The sequence below is a fragment of the Rhizobium sp. ERR 942 genome (assembly GCF_007828395.1).
Classification (GTDB): Bacteria; Pseudomonadota; Alphaproteobacteria; order Rhizobiales; family Rhizobiaceae; genus Rhizobium; species Rhizobium dioscoreae.
The window spans coordinates 195,215-214,873 of record NZ_VIUA01000003.1 but is presented as its reverse complement, the minus strand read 5'-3'; the positions used below and the strand labels follow the sequence as shown (position 1 = coordinate 214,873).

General features: G+C 60.1%; 12 protein-coding genes. 8 read left to right on the top strand and 4 right to left on the bottom strand.

The genetic code is table 11. From position 1 onward, the window contains the following. Nucleotides 1-418: 418 nt before the first annotated feature. The 6 genes from FBZ97_RS13660 (at nt 419) to FBZ97_RS34410 (ending at nt 7,788) form a co-directional block, all read left to right on the top strand. On the top strand, nt 419-1,651 hold the full coding sequence (locus FBZ97_RS13660) for an efflux RND transporter periplasmic adaptor subunit (protein ID WP_145320667.1): 1,233 nt from the start codon (nt 419-421) through the stop codon (nt 1,649-1,651). Beyond that, nucleotides 1,648-4,767, top strand: coding sequence for an efflux RND transporter permease subunit (locus FBZ97_RS13655; RefSeq protein WP_145320669.1), 3,120 nt, complete (start codon nt 1,648-1,650; stop codon nt 4,765-4,767). The genes FBZ97_RS13660 and FBZ97_RS13655 overlap by 4 nt, the downstream gene beginning before the upstream one ends. Before the next feature lie 228 nt (nt 4,768-4,995). Further along, nucleotides 4,996-6,285: an Hsp70 family protein gene (locus FBZ97_RS13650; RefSeq protein WP_145320671.1), complete on the top strand. Its 1,290-nt coding sequence runs from the start codon at nt 4,996-4,998 to the stop codon at nt 6,283-6,285. 55 nt (nt 6,286-6,340) lie between these two features. Further along, complete coding sequence (locus tag FBZ97_RS13645; protein ID WP_145320673.1) at nt 6,341-7,234, top strand: uracil-DNA glycosylase; 894 nt, start codon at nt 6,341-6,343, stop codon at nt 7,232-7,234. A 138-nt stretch (nt 7,235-7,372) separates the two neighbouring features. Then, nucleotides 7,373-7,564, top strand: coding sequence for a hypothetical protein (locus FBZ97_RS13640; protein ID WP_145320675.1), 192 nt, complete (start codon nt 7,373-7,375; stop codon nt 7,562-7,564). Between the two features lie 59 nt (nt 7,565-7,623). Further along, complete coding sequence (locus FBZ97_RS34410; RefSeq protein WP_186449497.1) at nt 7,624-7,788, top strand: hypothetical protein; 165 nt, start codon at nt 7,624-7,626, stop codon at nt 7,786-7,788. Between the two features lie 74 nt (nt 7,789-7,862). Here FBZ97_RS34410 and FBZ97_RS13635 read toward each other — a convergent pair whose 3' ends face one another. Next, nucleotides 7,863-8,714 carry a hypothetical protein gene (locus FBZ97_RS13635; protein ID WP_145320677.1) on the bottom strand — a complete coding sequence of 284 codons (852 nt, stop codon included), beginning with the start codon at nt 8,712-8,714 and terminating at the stop codon, nt 7,863-7,865. 469 nt (nt 8,715-9,183) lie between these two features. Here FBZ97_RS13635 and pepN point away from each other — a divergent pair, with 469 nt between their 5' ends. Both pepN and FBZ97_RS13625 read left to right on the top strand, forming a co-directional pair. After that, a complete protein-coding gene (pepN, locus tag FBZ97_RS13630) occupies nt 9,184-11,832 on the top strand; it encodes an aminopeptidase N (protein WP_145320679.1) in 2,649 nt (882 codons plus the stop codon). A gap of 229 nt (nt 11,833-12,061) precedes the next feature. Further along, a complete protein-coding gene (locus tag FBZ97_RS13625) occupies nt 12,062-14,377 on the top strand; it encodes a PAS domain-containing sensor histidine kinase (protein ID WP_145320681.1) in 2,316 nt (771 codons plus the stop codon). On the opposite strand, the gene FBZ97_RS13620 is transcribed toward FBZ97_RS13625, so the two are convergent. The 3 genes from FBZ97_RS13620 to FBZ97_RS13610 form a co-directional block, all read right to left on the bottom strand. Next, a complete protein-coding gene (locus tag FBZ97_RS13620; protein ID WP_145320683.1) occupies nt 14,378-17,335 on the bottom strand; it encodes a bifunctional [glutamine synthetase] adenylyltransferase/[glutamine synthetase]-adenylyl-L-tyrosine phosphorylase in 2,958 nt (985 codons plus the stop codon). 153 nt (nt 17,336-17,488) lie between these two features. After that, nucleotides 17,489-18,904 (bottom strand): ATP-binding protein, encoded by a 1,416-nt coding sequence (locus tag FBZ97_RS13615; RefSeq protein WP_145320685.1) that lies wholly within the window; start codon nt 18,902-18,904, stop codon nt 17,489-17,491. Further along, nucleotides 18,901-19,578 carry a response regulator transcription factor gene (locus FBZ97_RS13610; RefSeq protein ID WP_197044210.1) on the bottom strand — a complete coding sequence of 226 codons (678 nt, stop codon included), beginning with the start codon at nt 19,576-19,578 and terminating at the stop codon, nt 18,901-18,903. The genes FBZ97_RS13615 and FBZ97_RS13610 overlap by 4 nt, the downstream gene beginning before the upstream one ends. Nucleotides 19,579-19,659 lie beyond the last annotated feature (81 nt).

Genomic DNA, 19,659 nt, shown 5'->3' with positions numbered 1-19,659 from the left:
CGCGACGAACAGAGTGCAGGCCCTTGCAACAGGGCCTGACAACACAATTCCGTGAGCTGCAGCAACGCTTCTATGCACGCGGCAGCACATCTTTACACTATAAATACCGCCTAAAGCTGTTTTGCCGACCGATTATTACATAACGGCAATCAAAAAATAGCCATTTGACTGTTTGCTGCACCGCACAAACAGAAACAATTCCAAAGCTTTCCAAGCTTTAATTTTTCGTCGTCCGGAACTGTGGTAGATTCCACAGCATCAGCGTTCATGAATTCGCGTTAAAGGGACAGAATTACCGAACGTTAGCGGTAACGGCGATGTATGGATTGCGGCGAAGCTCGTCTTTGTTGTGCGGCGCAATAAATACACTTCACCGTCCTCGCGCTTCCTGCAACAAGCCCCGACCGGTTCTTTAAATATGAAAAAACTTTGGCTTCCCTTCGGCCTTCTCGTCGTCGCAGCCCTTGCGGCATGGAGCTATCGCGACCGTATTCCTTTCCTTTCCGCCTTTGTCGATCAAGCGTCCGCAGAAACCAAAGACGCCGGCAAGGCGGCGCAGGCCGGCGGCAAGCGTCAGGCCGGCCCAATCGCGGTAAAGACCGTTGCCGCAGTCAAAACTACGCTCCCAATGGACGTTCCCGCGACCGGCTGGGTCGTGCCGATCGATTCAACGACGATCGCCGCACAGGAGGCCGGGTTGATCACGCAGATCGCCGTAAAAGATGGCGCGACGGTCAAAGCCGGCGACCTGATCGCAAAACTCGATCCGCGTACGGCACAGGCTGCCGTCGACAAGGACAAGGCGAACATTACGAAAGACCAGGCAAACCTTGCCCAAGCGGAGACGGCGCTGACCCGCGCCAATAGCTTGCTCACGAGCAGCGCCGGCACTCAGGCGACTGCCGACGAAGCGCGTGCGACCCGCGACGGCGCCATTGCCACGCTCAGCGCGGACCAGGCACAGCTTGCCTCGGATCAAGTCCTGCTCGGAAATACCGACATACGGGCACCCTATGATGGCAGGCTTGGCGATGTTCAATTGAGCCTGGGTGCTTATGTCAGCGCCGGCACGCCGATCGTGACGATCAGCAAATATGATCCGGCATATATCAAGTTTACCCTGCAGGAAAACAATCTGCGAGAACTGCAGGAACAGCTGGCCGCGGGTCCTGTTCACGTCACCACCGTTCCCCGTTCCGCACAGGGCAAGCCCCGCACCGGAACGATCACCTTTTACGACAACACGGTCGACCAGGCTTCCGGAACGATCGCCGTGAAGGCAACGTTCGAAAATGCCAACGGTGCCTTGTGGCCGGGACGCTCCGCGAATGTCATGGTTCACTTCGCCGACAACGAGCAGCTGATCGTCGTGCCGACCGTTGCCGTCAGCCCGGGGCCGGACGGCTATATCGCCTTTGTGGTGAAAGACAACAAGGTCAAGATTACGCCGGTGACGATTGCTCGCGCCAATGGCGGCCGCACAGCCGTCGCCACAGGCCTTTCGGTCGGCGATCATGTCGTTGTCGAAGGCCAGTCGCAACTGAACAACGGCACCGAAGTCAAGGAACAGTTCAGCGACAATCCAAACGAGAAGGTCGCTTCGGCCGATGATGGAAAAACCGAAACCATCGCAGTTGGAGCGCAACAATGATCCCGACCTTCTGTATCCAGCGTCCGGTCGCGACCACGCTCCTCGCTATCGGCGTGGTGCTTGCCGGTCTCGCCGGCTATCAGCTCATCCCCGTCGCGGCAGTGCCGCAGGTGGATTTCCCGACGATCAACGTCTCAGCCCAGCTGACGGGCGCCTCACCACAGACGATGGCGACATCGGTCGCCACGCCGCTGATCAAGCAGTTCGAGACGATCCCCGGCATCAGCGAAATTTCTTCGACAAACTCGCTTGGCAATACCAGCATCGTGCTGCAGTTCAATCTCGACCGCAACATCGACGCCGCCGCCGGTGACGTGCAGGCGGCGATTTCGACCGCGCAAAGAAAACTTCCCAACAACCTGACCACCCCGCCAAGCTACCGGAAGACCAATCCGGCCGACGCGCCTGTCATGCTGATCGCCGTACAAAGCGACACCTTGCAGCGCAGCAAGCTCGACGATATCGCCGAGAACATCATCTCTCCATCGATCTCGACACTGCCTGGCGTCGCTGAAGTGACCGTAAACGGCGCGCAGACCTACGCGGTGCGCATCGACGTCGATCCGAACAAGCTTCTGGATCGCGGCATCGGTATCGACACGGTCAATACAGCCGTCGTCAACGCCAACAACCAGGTCCCGGTCGGCACGCTGCAAGACTCGGCGCAGAGCATGACGATCAATGCGAATACGCAGCGCGTTAACGCCGACGAGTTTCGCACGCTTGTGATTGCCAATCCCAACGGCAAGCCAATTCACCTCGGCGACGTCGCCGACGTGCAGGACAGCGTGGAAAACCAGAATATCGGTAGCTGGTATGATGGCCAGCGAGCGATCATTCTGGCTATTCAACGCCAGCCCGATGCCAACACCGTCGACGTTGTCGATGCCGTGAACAAGACGCTGCCGAAGCTGCAGGCCGAAATGCCGGCTTCCGTCAAAATGACCGTTATGAACGACTCGGCCCAGCCAATCCGCGAGGCCATCTCGGACGTCAAGTTTACCTTGCTGCTGACCATCGGCCTGGTCGTTCTCGTCATCTACCTGTTCACGGGCCACGTGACGGCAACGATTATCCCCGGCCTCGCCGTGCCTCTTTCGCTGATATCAACTTTCGGCATGATGTATGTGCTCGGCTATAGCGTCGACAATATCTCGCTGCTCGGATTGACGATTGCAGTGGGCCTCGTGGTGGATGACGCCATCGTCATGCTGGAGAACATTCTGCGGCACATGGAAGAAGGCATGCCTGTGCGGCAAGCAGCCATCCAGGGCGCGGCCGAAGTCAGCTATACGATTATCTCCATGTCGGTCTCGCTGATCGCCGTGTTCATCCCTATCCTGCTGATGGGCGGCGTCGTTGGCCGTATCTTCAACGAATTCGGAATGGTCGTGGCAATCGCCATCATATCGTCCGCGGTGGTTTCGCTGACCGTCACGCCGATGCTCGGCTCGCGTCTCTCCAACGCCCACAGCCATCCTCCCTTGCCGGTGCGCCTCTTCAACAAGGGCTTCAACTGGACCGAGGTCAATTACGGCAAGGGCGTGGAATGGTGTATTCGCCATCGTTACATCGTGCTCGGAAGCTTCCTTGCTTCGGTCGCGCTGTCGGCCTACCTTTTCCTGACGCTGCCGGCCAGCTTCTTCCCCCAGGAAGACATCGGCCGGCTGCAGATTTCAACCCGCGCCCGCCAGGATATTTCCTATCCGGCTATGCGTGACCTTCAGAACCAGGCCGCTGCGGCGATCAAGGCGAATCCTGCCGTCGAGCACGTGATGTCGGTTGTCGGCGCCAGCGCGCGCCAGACACTCAACAACGGTACGATCTACGCGCAGCTAAAGGATAAGAAGGATCGTCCGCCTCTCGACCAGACTTTGCGCGAAATACGCGCCGCCGTCGCCAAAATCCCAGGCATTCAGGTCTTCATCAACCCTCAGCAAAGCCTTCGCTTCGGCGGACGCCAGACCGCCAGCCAGTATCAGCTCGTCATCCAGGCGCTTAACGCCGATCTGACGAACCAGTGGGCCAACAAGATGCTGCAGGAGATGCGAAAGGATCCACGCTTCACGGACGTCACCACCGACGCGCAATATAATGCACTGCAGGCCAATATTGTGGTCGATACGGAGAAAGCCGCCGCCTACGGCATCAACAACAACCTGCTGCGCACGACACTTGAGGAGGCCTTCAGCGACTACGCCGCCGCGCAGATCCAGTCGACCGGCGACAGCTATGACGTGATCATCGAATATGATGCGAACCAGCCTTGGGACGACCAGAAGCTGTCGCGTATCCATGTGACGTCTTCGAGCGGCCAGCAGGTTCCATTGTCGGCCTTCGCGCGCATCGAGCGCAATACCGGTCCGGTGACCATCAACCAGACCGGTCAGCTCGTCTCGACCACCGTATCCTTCAACCTGCCGGCCGGCGAAGCGCTTGGCGACGCCACGGCACAGATCGAGCAGATCAAGAAGGACATCAACATGCCGGCGGACATCTTCACGTCCTACGGCGGCACGGCGCAGATCTTCCAGCAGTCGCAGGGCAGCACGCCCTATCTGATCCTCGCTGCGGTACTGACGATCTATGTGGTTCTCGGCGTTCTCTATGAGAGCTTCATCCATCCCCTTACCATTCTGTCCGGTCTGCCGGCCGCCGCTCTCGGCGCACTGCTTGCGCTGAAGATCTTCGGCTTCGACCTGTCGGTCATCGCGCTCATCGGCTTGCTGATGCTGATCGGTATCGTGAAGAAAAACGCAATCATGATGATCGACGTGGCGCTGGAAACGCTACGCTCGAGTACTGGCATGTCGCCGGCGGAAGCGATCCACGAAGCCTGCGTACGCCGTTTCCGCCCGATCATGATGACCACCTTCTGCGCCCTGCTCGGCGCCCTGCCGATCGCGGTCGGCAGCGGCGCAAGCTCCGAGCTGCGCCAGCCGCTCGGTATCGCTGTGGTCGGCGGCTTGGTGGTGTCGCAGCTTCTGACCCTGTTCATCACGCCTGTCATCTTCCTGGAGATGAACCGCCTGAGCGACTTCCTCGGTCGTTTCGGCCGGCGCAAGGACGACGACCCGCACCAGAAGGAACCGCCGTCGGCGATTGCCGCGGAATGACAAAAACGGGCGCCGAAAGGCGCCCATTCCTTTTCCAGCGAAGCGAAACGCATCGCCGGTGAAATACTGTCGGCGGATACCACGGCGGGCAAAAATAAAAGCACCTCTCCGTCTTGAACTTGACGTCCAGCCATGTCATGACGCGCCCTCTTTGCGACAGGGCGCGTCATGCGTCCCATCAGGGGCTTGGCCCCAATCCAGACAATTTCGACGGAAAGGAGTGCGGGCATGGCTCGGGCGCTTGGTTTCGACTTCGGCACCACGAACACGGTTCTGGCGATGGCCGAAGGACCCGCGACGCAATCGGTCGCCTTCAACAGCACGGCCGGCACCGCCGACAGCATGCGCACCGCGCTCTCCTTCATGAAGGATCCGGGGCTGGGTGCGGCCGCGCTCAAGGTCGAGGCAGGACATGCGGCCATCCGGCAGTTTATCGACAATCCCGGCGACTGCCGCTTCCTGCAGTCGATCAAGACTTTTGCGGCGAGCGCACTCTTCCAGGGTACGCTGATCTTCGCCAAGCGCCACAGCTTCGAGGATCTGATGGAGATCTTCGTGCGTCGCCTGCGCGCCTACGCCGGAGAGGGATGGCCGGAGAATGTTTCGCGCATCGTCACCGGCCGGCCGGTGCATTTTGCCGGCGCTAACCCGAACCCTGCCCTTGCCACCGAGCGCTACAATGCCGCTCTTGCACGGTTCGGCTTTCCGGAAATTCACTACGTCTACGAACCGGTGGCGGCGGCCTTCTACTTCGCCCAGCACCTGAAGAAGGATGCGACCGTGCTGGTGGCCGACTTCGGCGGCGGTACGACCGACTATTCGATCATCCGCTTCGAGACCCACGGCGGCAAGCTGACGGCGACGCCGATCGGCCATTCCGGCGTCGGCATCGCCGGCGATCATTTCGATTTCCGGATGATCGACAACATCGTCTCGCCGGCCATCGGTAAGGGAAGCTACTTCAAGAGTTTCGACAAGCTGCTGGAAGTGCCGACCTCCTACTACGCCAATTTCGGCCGCTGGAACCAGCTCTCGATCTTCAAGACCTCGCGCGAATATGCCGACCTGAAGACGCTGGTGCGCAGCAGCCTGGAGCCGGAGAAGCTGGAAACCTTCATCGAGCTGGTCGAGCATGACGAAGGCTATCCGCTCTATCAGGCCGTATCTGCGACGAAGATGGCGCTTTCGAGCGAGGAAGAGGCCGAATTCAACTTCCCGCCGCTCGGCAAGGCCGGCCGCAAGCATGTGCGCCGCGCCGATTTCGAGACGTGGATTGCGGAAGACCTCGCCCGCATCGAAGGAGCGCTGGATGACGTTCTGACAACGACGAACACCTCGCCCAATGCGATCGACAAGGTGTTCCTGACGGGCGGCACCTCCTTCGTGCCGGCCGTGCGACGCATCTTCACGGAACGCTTCGGCCAGGAGCGCATCGAAACGGGCGGCGAACTGCTGTCCATCGCCCATGGTTTGGCCCTGATCGGCGAGCGGGACGATATCGCCCAGTGGACGGCGTGAGATAGCCGGCCACCCTGCCCTTTCGTTCCTGCGCCGCTTTGGTTAGAGTTCGTCCATGATTTCCGCCAGCGACCTCACACCGGCCGAGCTTGCCGCCCTTCTGCATTTCCATGCGGATGCCGGCGTTGATTGGCTGCTGGAAGATGAGCCGGTGGATCGGTTTGCGGAATTCGAGGCGATGCGCGCCGCGCGGCAGGGCTCGCGCGCATCGCAGCCAAGGGCCGAAGCGCCAGCACACACACCCGCCACACGGTCACTGCCCGAGCGTCGCCCCGCCCCAAAGCCGGCGACGCCTGCCGCGGCATCACTACCGCGCGCAACGCCGGCCATTCCCGACGAGCAAGCCGTGGAACAGGCCCGATTCGCGGCCGAGAGTGCGCGTTCTCTTAGTGAGTTGAAGACGGCACTCGAAGCCTTCAATAGCTGCAACCTCAAGAACAGCGCCCGCTCGACGATCTTTGCGAGCGGCACGCCGGAGGGCCGGATCATGGTGATCGGGCCGATGCCGAGCGCCGACGATGATCGCGAGGGGGCGCCGTTTGCCGGCCGCGCGGGACAGTTGCTCGACAGGATGCTCGCCGCCATCGGCCTGCAGCGCGATTCGATCCTGCTCACCAACGTCATTCCGTGGCGACCGCCGGGCAACCGCGCCCCTTCTCCGGCAGAAATCGAGATATGTCGTCCGTTCATAGAACGGCAGATTGCACTTGCCGAGCCGAAGGCTGTGCTGCTGCTCGGTAATTTCACCGCCCGCCACTTCTTCGGCGGTGGCGAAACCATCCATGGATTGCGCGGACAATGGCGGGAAATCAGCATTCTCGGCCGAACTATCCCCGCTATCGCCAGCCTGCATCCGCAGGAACTGCTGACCGCGCCGATCAATAAACGTCTGGCGTGGAGCGATCTTCTGGCCTTCAAGAATTATATCGCCGCTGAAATATTAGGCTAATTTCAACAGCCATTAATGGAGAATGACACAAGTTATGCATTTATTGCATGGCAGTCTTCCTTTGCTGTGCGTTGCAGAATCTATGTTGCACTGCAATATAAAGGTTGTCTTGGGAGGAATTCGAAAGGAACCAAGGCAATGACTGCACGTTTTCGCCCTATTCACTGCGGGTTTGATACCCTGCGCCGCGCCATAGAGCCCATGCGCGCCATAAACGGCCATCGCAATCTCGGCATTGCTGCCAATGAGCAGATGACCGCACGAGGCACCGGCATCTCGGCGCGCATCAGCCGCCCGACGGCAATTTTCGCCGATTTCCGCGCCTGCTGACTTGCGGGCGCGAATTGCCGGGCGATCCAGCGTAACGTTCAAGTATCGGGATTTCCATCATGTATTCAGGTTTGCGTTCATTCATCGCTCTGCTCGATTCCGTCGGCCATATCGGCTCTGCGGTGCGGGCCGCCGAGGAATTCGAGCGCGCGCGCAATTTTCACAAGGACGAGTGCCGCAGCACAAGCACTGCCCGGATCGTCGCGACCAGCATTCCGCTTTGAGGTTTTACAGGCAGAATTACTCTGCCTGATCAACGGCTCGGGCTGAACGGGCAGTTCCGAGAGAGCCCTGCCCTCTATGCGGACCGCGCCCAGGCGAAGGCCTCATCGACCGCCGCCAATTTTACGGCCTGCCATCCGCAATACTGATCGAGAAAATTGCGCGATATCCACATACGCGTCTTCTTGGGTTCATCATGCCAGCCGATGTCTCCGCGGTCGGCAGATTTACGCAGGATACGCTGCAAATGGGTACGCGATATCATAAAATGCGCGGCGAGAGCGCGGGCATCGACATGGCCGATATCGATTCGATCGCCGACTTCTCCACTGAGATCCAGCCTTGACACGATATGATCGACAACAAGACCGCCGGATTCCGTCCAGAGAAATAGGCCTACGCTTTCCGGCGGCTCGCGCCAGATGTCGGCGGCCAGACAATTGCGGGTCATGCGCGGCTGTGCCAGATCCATCAGCATCGGCGAAGCCACTAGCGCGGCTGCCCGGCTGCCATTGTCAAGGAGATCGAGCGCGGCAAGGTTGGCGAGATACCAGCCGAACATCGCCGTATAGCTGATTTCGGTCGGCACGTAGCGGCGCGGACGGCGGGCGGGACCTGGAGCCAACTCCAGGAAGCGATAGGTCAGCAGTTCCTCGATGAAGCTCAGGACCGTATTGCGGCTGGCGATGCGGTAATGAGTGATGAGGTTGCGCAGGGCAACAACGGTCAGCCCCGAGCCCGGAATCCCCGGATCATATTCAAGATGAAGCGCATAGGCGGTCTGGGTCAGAAGCCAGCGCTGATGTGAGGCGAGCATGCGCGCAACCCTCGGGCCGCTATCATAACGGTTACGCAATGTCTCAGAGAGAAAGCTCAAGGATGCTACGAACTTGGGATGACGAGCAAGTTGCTCGATGGGAAAACTCAATCGGGCCTCCTGGGGTGCCCTTCTTAAAAGCAACAGAAAGTGGATGTTTCATTTTTGTGAACAAAACTATCGGAATCGATCATAATTCCGACATCTAATAGCATGCTATAGTTATGCAAGCGCTTTTATATCGCAAGGGGTTAAACAAATAATTTACTTTAAATTATTGTTTCCCGACCGTAACGGCCTGCATCCAACAACAATGCAGTCATGATGATCCACCGGAACGTTATGGTAGCAATTGCACTGTCGGTCTGCAAATGCAGGCGTAGAGCTGCCACTTTTTATTTGAATAGCTGAATCGAGAACCGCTCGGCGGGCGAATACTTATTGTGCCATAACAAAACATATTGGCATTGCGATATGACTTTAACTTTGGTTCAGATTTCGGTGTAATGATGCGGCACTTTCAGTCCGGAGGAGGGCTTCGGACTGTGCCCGCCATAGCATAGCCTGATCAGGATAGACCATGCGCACAGACACCGGCCAGATCGTCAATCTGGCAGACTATCGCCCCACCGACTTCGTTCTGGAACGCGTGGACCTCACCTTCGATCTGCATCCGACCGAGACCAAGGTGGAGGCACGGCTGATCTTCCATCGGCGCGAAGGTGTCGATCCCAAGGCACCCCTGGTGCTCGATGGCGACGAGCTGGTGCTCTCCGGCCTGCTGCTCGATCAGACGGAGCTGCCTGCCGCGCAATATGACGCCACGCCTGAAAGCCTCACGGTTCGTGATCTGCCGGAAAGCACGCCCTTCGAGCTGACGATCATGACCGTGATCAACCCGGAAGCCAACACGCAGCTGATGGGTCTCTATCGCACCGGCGGGATTTATTGCACGCAGTGCGAGGCCGAAGGCTTCCGCCGTATCACCTATTTCCCCGACCGGCCGGATGTTCTCGCCCCCTATACGGTCAACATCATCGCCGACAAGGCCGCCAATCCGCTGCTGCTGTCGAACGGCAATTTCCTCGGCGGCGCCGGCTATGGTGAAGGCAAGCATTTCGCCGCGTGGTTCGATCCGCACCCGAAGCCGAGCTATCTCTTCGCGCTCGTCGCTGGCGATCTTGGTGTCGTCGAAGACACGTTCACCACAATGTCCGGCCGTGAGGTCGCACTGAAGATCTATGTCGAGCACGGCAAGGAGCCGCGTGCGACCTACGCCATGGATGCGCTGAAGCGCTCGATGAAGTGGGACGAAGAGCGGTTCGGCCGCGAATACGATCTCGACATCTTCATGATCGTCGCCGTATCGGACTTCAACATGGGGGCGATGGAGAATAAGGGCCTCAACGTCTTCAACGACAAATACGTTCTGGCCGATCCCGAGACGGCAACCGATGCCGATTACGCCAATATCGAAGCCATCATCGCCCACGAATATTTCCACAACTGGACGGGCAACCGCATCACCTGCCGCGACTGGTTCCAGCTCTGCCTCAAGGAAGGCTTGACCGTCTATCGCGATCACGAGTTTTCCGCCGACCAACGTTCGCGTCCCGTCAAGCGGATTGCCGAAGTCCGCCATTTGAAATCGGAACAGTTTCCAGAGGACAGCGGGCCGCTTGCCCATCCGGTGCGGCCGACGACATACCGTGAAATCAATAACTTCTACACGACGACTGTCTATGAGAAGGGCAGCGAAGTCACACGCATGATCGCGACGCTGCTCGGCCGCGATCTCTTCAAGAAGGGCATGGACCTCTATTTCGACCGGCATGACGGACAGGCCGTTACGATCGAAGATTTCGTCAGATGTTTCGAGGATGTCAGCGGTCGGGACCTCACACAGTTTTCGCTGTGGTATCACCAAGCCGGCACGCCGCTCGTCACGGCATCCGGCGCCTATGATGCCGATGCCAAGACGTTCACCCTGTCGCTCGAGCAGATGGTGCCGGCGACGCCGGGCCAGACCGTGAAGAAGCCGATGCACATTCCGCTACGCATGGGCTTGCTCGCCGAAGACGGCACGATCATCACGCCCGCGTCCGTTACCGGGGCAGAGCTCACCGACGATGTCCTGCATCTGACGAAGCAGGCGCAGACCGTGACATTCCACGGCATTTCCTCGCGGCCGGTTCTTTCGCTCAATCGCAGCTTTTCAACGCCGATCAACTTGCAATTCAGCCAGAGCACCCAGGACCTTGCACTGATTGCTCGCTACGAGACCGATCATTTCGCCCGCTGGCAGGCGCTGATCGATCTTGGCCTGCCGAACCTCTTGCAGGCGGCGCGCAATATACGCCAAGGCACCGATATCACTTGCGATTCAGCCTTCACCGAGGCGCTGCTCGCAGCCGCAGCCGACGAAAGCCTGGAGCCGGCATTCCGCGCTCAGGCACTCGCCCTGCCCAGCGAGGCCGATATCGCCCGCGAACTCGGCGGCAACAACGACCCCGATGCCATTCACGCCGCGCGCCAGACGATCATCAAGCGGGTCGCGGAAGCTGGAAAGCATGTCTTCACCGCCCTCTATGACAGCATGCAGACGTCCGGCCCCTTTACCCCGGATTCGGCAAGCGCCGGTCGCCGCGCCTTGCGCAATACGGCACTGAGCTATCTCTCGCAGCTGGACGAGACGCCAGCGAGAGCAAAGGCCGCCTATGACGCGGCGAACAACATGACCGATCTCAGTGCGGCACTGACCATTCTGGCGCAGCGCTTCCCGGATACTGCCGAGACGGCGGCAGCGCTTGCGCATTTCCGCGACCGCTTCGCAGACAATGCGCTCGTCATCGACAAGTGGCTCGCCATTCAGGCCGCGATTCCTGGCGCCGGCGCGCTGGAGCGCATCCGGCTGCTCATGGGGACACCGCTTTTCAAGCACACCAATCCGAACCGCGTGCGGGCACTGATCGGCACCTTCGCCTTCGCCAACCCCACCGGCTTTGGCCGCGTAGATGGTGCCGGATACAATTTCCTGGCCGACGAGATCCTCGAGATCGATCAACGCAACCCGCAGCTTGCGGCACGCATCCTGACTTCGATGCGCTCCTGGCGCCTGCTGGAGCCGGTGCGGGCCGACCATGCCCGCGCGGCGCTGATGCGGATCGAGCGCGCAGGCGGTCTTTCGACAGACGTGCGCGACATCGTCGAACGTATCCTCAAGGAGTGATTTCGATCGCCCGATGCGCCGGTTTCGAAGGCTGATTTGCGTCGGCCTTTTCAGCTTCAACGAGTCCCGAAAGCATGCAACTTACCGCTGCGTGTGCAAAATATGCTGAAATCGCAGATGGTTAAGAAAGTTTTACCGCACCCTCTGGACAAGCCGAATCACGAATGATTCATTAGGGCAGATTCGGGCGAGCGGCGCAGCGAATCACACGAGGGACAAGGCTAAAGCGATGGTGGACGTGCGGCGGGCAACCGCGGCCGATGGACGGCTGCGTGTTAATTTCGACGGTCTGAAATCCTGGCATAGCGGCGTTACCGATCGAACCGGAGTGCGGGTGAAGACGATTTCACGTCGTTTTCCGCAGACGGAGCATATTCTCAAGCGCATCATTCCCGTCCTCATCGTTTCCTTCCTGATGGTCGTTGCCGCCTCGCATTTCTTCGGCATGATCACGGAGCATAGCCGGATGGCGGCGGCCGGCCGCCGAACGACCTCTCTTTCCATCGCCGCCGCAGCCGCCGCCTTTTCGAATGACGCCAGCCTGTTCCAGGCGGGAGACCGCAGCGGCGCAGAACGGAAACTGGCCTCCTATCTGCCGCAGGATCGACTGGACACCGGCGCTTTCGTCCTGTTGGTGCAGGCAAGCGGCCGGGTGTTCGGCTCATCGGCCGCCGGCTCAGGCTATATCGGAATGCTCGTCTCCGACTTCTTTCCCGAAGTGACGGCCATCCGCAGTTTTGGCGACCATGCCGGCGTAATCGAGACCATGATCGGCGGCGAGCCCTACTACGCAGCCATTTCTCTAATCGGCGACAAGGGTGATTTCATTCTGTCGGCCGCATCGATGGATCAGATCGACAAGCTCTGGCGCGACGAGCTGACATTGAACGTCACGCTGTTTGCCGGCATATCCTCCATCCTGCTCGTCATCCTCTACGCCTATTACACGCAGGTGAAACGCGCCCGGGACGCCGACGAAATCTTCCTCGAATCCAACCTGCGGGTCGAGACGGCGCTGTCGCGCGGGCGCTGTGGTCTTTGGGATTTCGATTTCACCAGCCGCCAATTCTTCTGGTCGCGGTCGATGTACGACATGCTCGGGCTGCCGGTCGCCGACAAGCCACTCGCTTTCACGGACGCGGCGCGGCTGATGCATCCGGACGACAACAGCCTACATATGCTTGCCCGCACAGTCACCCGGGGCAATGCCGGCCAGGTGGACCAGATCCTGCGCATTCGCCACGCCAAAGGGCATTATGTCTGGATGCGCGCCCGCGCCCAGGTAATCCGCACCAATTCCGGCCGCGTCCACATGATCGGCATCGCGATGGACGTGACCGAACAGCACCGGCTGGCGCAGCGCTATGCCGAAGCCGACCAGCGGCTGGCCGATGCCATCGAGTGCACCTCCGAAGCCTTCGTGCTGTGGGACAAGAACGATCGCCTGGTGATGTGCAACGCCCATTTCCAGCAGGCCTATGGCCTGCCCGACAATGTGCTCGTTCCCGGCACAGAGCGCGCAGTCGTCAATGCCGCTGCGGCACGGCCGGTCATCGAGCGCCGCATTGTCGATCCCGGCCGCTCCAATCATTCGCAGACGACGGAGGTGCAGCTCGCCGACGAGCGCTGGCTGCAGATCAACGAACGGCGCACCCGCGACGGTGGCCTTGTCTCCGTCGGTACCGACATCACACAGCTCAAGCGCAATCAGGAGCGCCTTCGCGACTCCGAGCGCCGGCTGATGGCGACGATCAATGATCTCTCCGCATCGCGGCAGATCCTGGAGAAGCAGAAGGCGGAGCTTTCGACCGCCAACGCCAATTATCTCGCCGAGAAGGAGCGCGCCGAAGCCGCCAACAGGGCCAAATCGGAATTCCTCGCCAACATGTCGCATGAACTGCGCACGCCGCTCAACGCCATTCTCGGCTTCTCGGAAATCCTGCAGGACCAGATGTTCGGTCCGCTCGGCTCGGCCCGCTACAACGAATATGCCAAGGACATTCACGACAGCGGCAAGCATCTGCTCAACGTCATCAACGACATTCTCGACATGTCGAAGATCGAAGCCGGGCATATGAAGCTCTCCTGCGAGCGGATCAATCTCGCACCGCTCATCGAGGAATGCCTGCGCTTCACCCGCATTCCGGCCGCGCAGAAGAATATTCTCGTCGAGCAGGATATTTCCTCCGAGATCAAGCTCAATGCCGATCGGCGGGCGATGAAGCAGATCGTGCTAAACCTGCTCTCCAATGCCGTGAAATTCACCAATGACGGCGGCCGCATCGCGGTTCGCACACGCAGGGTCGACGATGCCGTCATGCTCGTCATCGCCGACACCGGTATCGGCATTCCGAAATCGGCGCTCGGCAAGATCGGCCAGCCCTTCGAACAGGTGCAGAGCCAATATGCCAAGAGCAAGGGAGGCTCCGGCCTGGGGCTCGCCATTTCCAGATCGCTGACCGCGCTGCATCAAGGCCGCATGCGCATCCGCTCGCGCGAAGGTATCGGCACGGTGATCGCAATCCGCATCCCGGATCAGAGCTGATCAGCTTCCGACTGTTGTCTGGAATACTTTCCGAACGGCCTTCGACAGGCGCTTCAGCTCCGCTTCCAGCGTGCGGATATCCGGGCAATCGCCGGCGCGGCAAACCAGCTCGATCAGGCCGGAAGGTGTGTTTTTCGGATCGAACGTGCCATCGATGCAAAGGCGGATAAGCTGCGACACTTCCGTATAGAGCTGCAGAGCTTCCAGGCAGACGTCCAGATCGTTGCGATCCATCAGGCTGCCGCCGAGCAGTTTCAACGCTTCGGCGGTGCTGAGGCCGTTTGCATCGATGCCAACGCCGCGAACCGAGGCGATCAGCCGCAGATATTGCGCGATGAATTCGATATCGATCAGGCCGCCGGGGATCAGTTTCAGATCCCAGATGTTTTCCGGCGGCTTTTCCTGTTCGATCAGGGCACGCATCTCGCGAACATCCTTAGCGATCCTGGCGACATCTCTCTTTGTCGAAAGAACCTCGCCTATGACGCGCTCCGCATCGTTCACCAGCTTCTCGTCGCCGCAGATCAGGCGCGACCGCGACAGCGCCATATGTTCCCACGTCCAGGCTTCCTCGCGCTGGTACTTCTCGAAGGAATTGATGCGCGTGGCGACCGGCCCCTTGTTGCCGGAGGGACGCAAGCGCATGTCCACCTCATAGAGCACGCCCTCGGCCGTCGGCGCCGAAAGGGCCGCGATCAGGCGCTGCGTGACGCGGGTAAAATAGCGCGTGGCATCGAGCGGCTTCGGACCATCGGATTCGCTGGCCGCGTCGTCGTAATCGTAAAGCAGGATGATATCGATATCGGAACCGGCCGAGAGCTCGAAACTGCCGAGCTTGCCCATTCCGACGATGGCGACTCGCCCGCCGGGATATTCCCCATGCGCCGCCCGGATTTCCTTCATAACGGCGTCCAGTGCCGCCTCGACGATGAGATCGGCAAGATAAGTAAAGGCGCGTGCCGCCATGACCCCGCCGATTGCACCCGTCAACAGGCGAATGCCGATCAGGAAACGCTGTTCGGAGGCAAAGATGCGCAAGAGATCGAGCGTCTCTTCATAATGCCGTGCCGGGGCAAGAAAGCTTTGGAGGCGCTCTGCCAGATAGTCGCGCGTCGGTAATTCCGCCATCAGCCTTGGATCCAGCATGCCGTCAAAGACATGCGGCTTGGCCGCGATGATCTCGGCAAGTCGCGGCGCCGACGACATAATGTTGACGATGAGCGAGAGAAGCGCCGGATTGTTCCCGAGCAGCGAGAAGAGCTGTATGCCTGCCGGCAGGCCGGAAATGAAGCTGTCGAAACGCAACAAAGCCTTGTCGGCACGCTTGCTTTCGCCAAAGACGCGCAGCAGCTCCGGCGTCAGTTCCGTCAACCGTTCTCGTGCCTCTACCGATTGCGTCGCGCGATATCGACCGTAATGCCAGGTGCGGATGACGTTGGCGATGTCAGAGGGGCGATCGAAGCCAAGACGGCGTAGCGTCTCCAGGGTATCGGGATCGTCGCCCTGGCCGGTAAAGACCAGATTGCCGGTTTCGCTCGATAGTTTGGTTTCCTGTTCGAACAGGCGCGCATAGCGGCGCTCGACGGTTTTCAACGTCGTCACCAGCGCTTCGGAAAAAGCCGACACGTCGGCAAAACCCATCATGTAGGCGATGCGGCGGAGTTCGGCATCGGTTTCCGGCAACAGATGCGTCTGCTCGTCGCGCACCATCTGGATGCGATGCTCGACGTCGCGCAGGAACCAATAGGCCGTCACCAGTTCGTCGCGCGTTTCCGCATCGATCCACTTCGCCTCGGTCAGCTCGAAAAGCGTCTCCTCCGTCGATCGGCTGCGCAGAGACGGCATGCGACCGCCAGCAATCAGCTGCTGCGTCTGCACGAAGAACTCAATCTCGCGAATGCCGCCGCGGCCAAGCTTGACGTTATGGCCTTTGACCGCGATGGCGCCGTGTCCTTTATGCGCGTGGATCTGCCGCTTGATGGAGTGGATGTCTGATATCGCGGCGTAATCCAGATATTTGCGGAAGACGAAGGGCACGAGATCGCGGATGAAAGCCTGACCGGCGGCAATATCACCGCCGACGGGACGCGCCTTGATGAAGGCGGCGCGCTCCCAGTTCTGCCCCCTGCCCTCGTAATAGATCATCGCAGCGTCCACAGGGATCGCGAGCGGCGTGGAGCCGGGATCGGGACGCAGACGGAGATCGGTGCGGAAGACATAGCCATCTGCCGTGCGCTCCTGCAGGATGCGCACCAGCCGGCGCATCAGCCGCGGGAAGATGTCGATGGCGTCATCGGGATCGGGCACGATGCCTGCCGTCTCATCGAAAAAGACAACCAGATCGATGTCGGAGGAATAGTTCAGCTCTTCGGCGCCGAGCTTGCCCATCCCGAGGACGATCAACCCGGATTTCCAACTCGGGGCGGCGGGATCGGGAACCACGATCTTGCCGGCCTCGTGCGACGACAGCAACAGGTGATCGATCGCCGCTGAGATGGAGGCCTCCGCAAGCCTGCTCAGCCAGCGTGTCGTCACCCTGCCGTCATAGATGCGCGCGAGATCGGCAAGGGCAACGAGGAAGGCCGCACGGCGTTTGGCAATGCGCAGACGGCTCATTACCTCAGATTCAGCAGGAGAGGCACCTTCCCCATCCGCGGGCAGCCAGGCGCGGCGAGCCTCTTCCACCAGCCCTTCGATTTGCGGCGACAGCGGCTTCTCGATCGCGGCGACGAGGAGCGACGGTTCGAGATTGGCGATTTCGCGCAAATGAGGGGACAGGGTCAGAGCAGCGACGATGAAATCCCGCAACGCACTCTCGCCCGCAAGGAGATCGGCAACGACCGGCTCCGTTCCGGCGATCTGCTTGAGATCGGCAAGCGCAGACTTCGTCTCCGTCTGGTTCAACGGCCGCAACCGCCCGGCCGGAACATCCCGCAGCAAATCGCTTTGCGTCGTCATGCAGTTCTCCCCAACAGCAAGCGGATAGAGCATGATGCCGAAAAGTATGAGCGGTTTTCGGATAACATCATGCTCTACTTCTTTGACGCTAGAGCGGATTCAGATTTCAGGTCGTTTCGACCTAAAATCATCCGGCTCTAGTGCAGGATTAACCTATTGTTTCTGCATGGGGAAGATCATGGTGACCGTTAATCCCTTCGCGTCGGGACTGTCGGGGACCGTATCGGAAAGCTCAAGCCGACCGCCATGCAGCTCCATGACAGCCTCCACCAGTGCAAGGCCGAGGCCTGTTCCCGGCTTCGAGCGGCTTTCGTCCAGACGGAAGAAACGCTTGACCACATCGGCACGTTGATGGGCGGGAATGCCTGGCCCATGATCGGCGACCGCGAGCGTCACGGCGTCGTTGGTGCGCGCCAGCTTGAAGGTGATCGTCTGCTCGCCGTTGCAGCCCGTCGCATATTTGAGGGCATTGTCGATGAGATTGAAGAGTGCCTGACCGATCAGCTCGCGATTGCCCTGAATTTCGACATTCGGCTCGATATCGGCCGTCAGCGTCAGACCCGCCTCTTCTGCGACCGGCTCATAGAGTTCGGCGGTATCGGCGACGATGGAAGAGAGATCGACTTCAGTCATTTCCGCCGCTACCGACCCCGCCTCGACGCGGGAAATCATCAGAAGGGCATTGAAGGTGCGAATCAGCTGATCGGATTCGCCGATAATGCCCTCAAGGGCGACACGACGCCCCTCGTTGTCGGCACTGTCGAGCGCATCGGCGGCCTTGTTGCGCAGGCGCGTCAGCGGCGTCTTGAGGTCATGAGCGATATTGTCGGAGACCTGTCGCAGCCCTTCGTTCAGCTTCTCGATGCGCTCGAGCATCGCATTCAGCGAGGCGGACATGCGGTCGAACTCATCGCCGGAACCACCGACCGGCAGCCGCTGCGAGAGATCGCCCGCCATGATCTTGCGGCTGGCATCCGTCATACGATCGATGCGCTTCAATGCGTTGCGGCCGATGCCGAACCAGATGACCAGTGCGCCGAGGCCCATGATCGCCAGCGCCAGCATCAGCGCCTGGCGTACCAGCACGCGGAAGCGCTCGGGCTCGCCGAGGTCGCGGCCGATCAGGATGCGCAAGCCGTTGTCGAGAATGAAAATATTGGCAATTGCCAGATGCCGGCGCTCCGGATCATTTGAGGCGTCGGTGTAGCGCTCGTAGGAGAAGGGCAACTCCGTCCAGCCGGCCTGACCGAGCACACCGGGCTGTACGGAGGCGACGTTGCCGGCCAGGATATCGCCCGATGGCCCGGCAATGACGTAGAGATTGGCACCCGGCTGGCGGGCACGGCGCTCCATAGTGCGCAGAAGCAGGTTCAGACCGCCGATGTCGTAGGCACGCTTGACCTGACTGACCTCCTGCTGGACTGCATCGCGGATCTGCCCCGTCAGCAGCCGTTCGGACATGGCCGTGACGTAGAAGACGAGCGTCGCGGCGCAAAGCGAGAAAAGAAGGATGTAGAGGGCGGAAAGGCGGACTGCGGTGGACTTGAAGAGGACGCGGAAGCGGCTCATCCCTCGTCCTTGATCATGTAGCCAGCGCCGCGAATCGTCTTCAGCAGCGGCTGGCTGAAATCCTTCTCGATCTTGGAGCGCAGACGCGAGACATGAACGTCGATGACGTTTGTCTGCGGATCGAAATGATAATCCCAGACATTTTCCAGCAGCATGGTGCGGGTCACGACCTGGCCGGCATTCTTCATCAGATATTCCAGCAGGCGGAATTCGCGCGGCTGCAGCAGGATTTCCTTGCCGCCGCGGCGCACCTCGTGCGAGAGGCGGTCCAGTTCCAGATCGCCGACGCGATAAAGAACATCCTGTTCCGGCGTCCCCTTGCGACGGCCGAGCACCTCGACGCGGGCCAAAAGCTCGCTGAAGGCATAGGGCTTCGGCAGATAATCGTCGCCGCCGGCGCGCAGGCCGGTGACGCGGTCATCGACCTGACCGAGCGCAGAAAGGATCAGAACCGGCGTGTGAACGCCCTTGCGACGCAATTCGCTTATGACGGAGAGGCCATCGCGGCGCGGCAGCATGCGGTCGATGATGGCGACATCGTAGGTGTTTTCAGTGGCCATGAAGAGACCGCTCTCGCCGTCGCTCGCGTGATCGGCAATGATGCCGGCCTCGCGAAACGCCTTGGTGAGATAAGCCGCCGCTTCGAGATCGTCTTCGATGATCAGAATCTTCATATGGGCGACATTACCTGCCGAGGCTGCCTCGGCACAACCAGAATCGGAGGAATTCACGGCATGTTGGCCAGCGGTTGTCAT

Coding starts and splice junctions, on each gene's coding strand:
- FBZ97_RS13660 (WP_145320667.1), top strand. CDS start 419: ATGAAAAAACTTTGGCTTCCCTTCGGCCTTCTCGTCGTCGCAGCCCTT.
- FBZ97_RS13655 (WP_145320669.1), top strand. CDS start 1,648: ATGATCCCGACCTTCTGTATCCAGCGTCCGGTCGCGACCACGCTCCTC.
- FBZ97_RS13650 (WP_145320671.1), top strand. CDS start 4,996: ATGGCTCGGGCGCTTGGTTTCGACTTCGGCACCACGAACACGGTTCTG.
- FBZ97_RS13645 (WP_145320673.1), top strand. CDS start 6,341: ATGATTTCCGCCAGCGACCTCACACCGGCCGAGCTTGCCGCCCTTCTG.
- FBZ97_RS13640 (WP_145320675.1), top strand. CDS start 7,373: ATGACTGCACGTTTTCGCCCTATTCACTGCGGGTTTGATACCCTGCGC.
- FBZ97_RS34410 (WP_186449497.1), top strand. CDS start 7,624: ATGTATTCAGGTTTGCGTTCATTCATCGCTCTGCTCGATTCCGTCGGC.
- pepN (WP_145320679.1), top strand. CDS start 9,184: ATGCGCACAGACACCGGCCAGATCGTCAATCTGGCAGACTATCGCCCC.
- FBZ97_RS13625 (WP_145320681.1), top strand. CDS start 12,062: ATGGTGGACGTGCGGCGGGCAACCGCGGCCGATGGACGGCTGCGTGTT.
- FBZ97_RS13620 (WP_145320683.1), bottom strand. CDS start 17,335: ATGACGACGCAAAGCGATTTGCTGCGGGATGTTCCGGCCGGGCGGTTG.
- FBZ97_RS13615 (WP_145320685.1), bottom strand. CDS start 18,904: ATGAGCCGCTTCCGCGTCCTCTTCAAGTCCACCGCAGTCCGCCTTTCC.
- FBZ97_RS13610 (WP_197044210.1), bottom strand. CDS start 19,578: ATGAAGATTCTGATCATCGAAGACGATCTCGAAGCGGCGGCTTATCTC.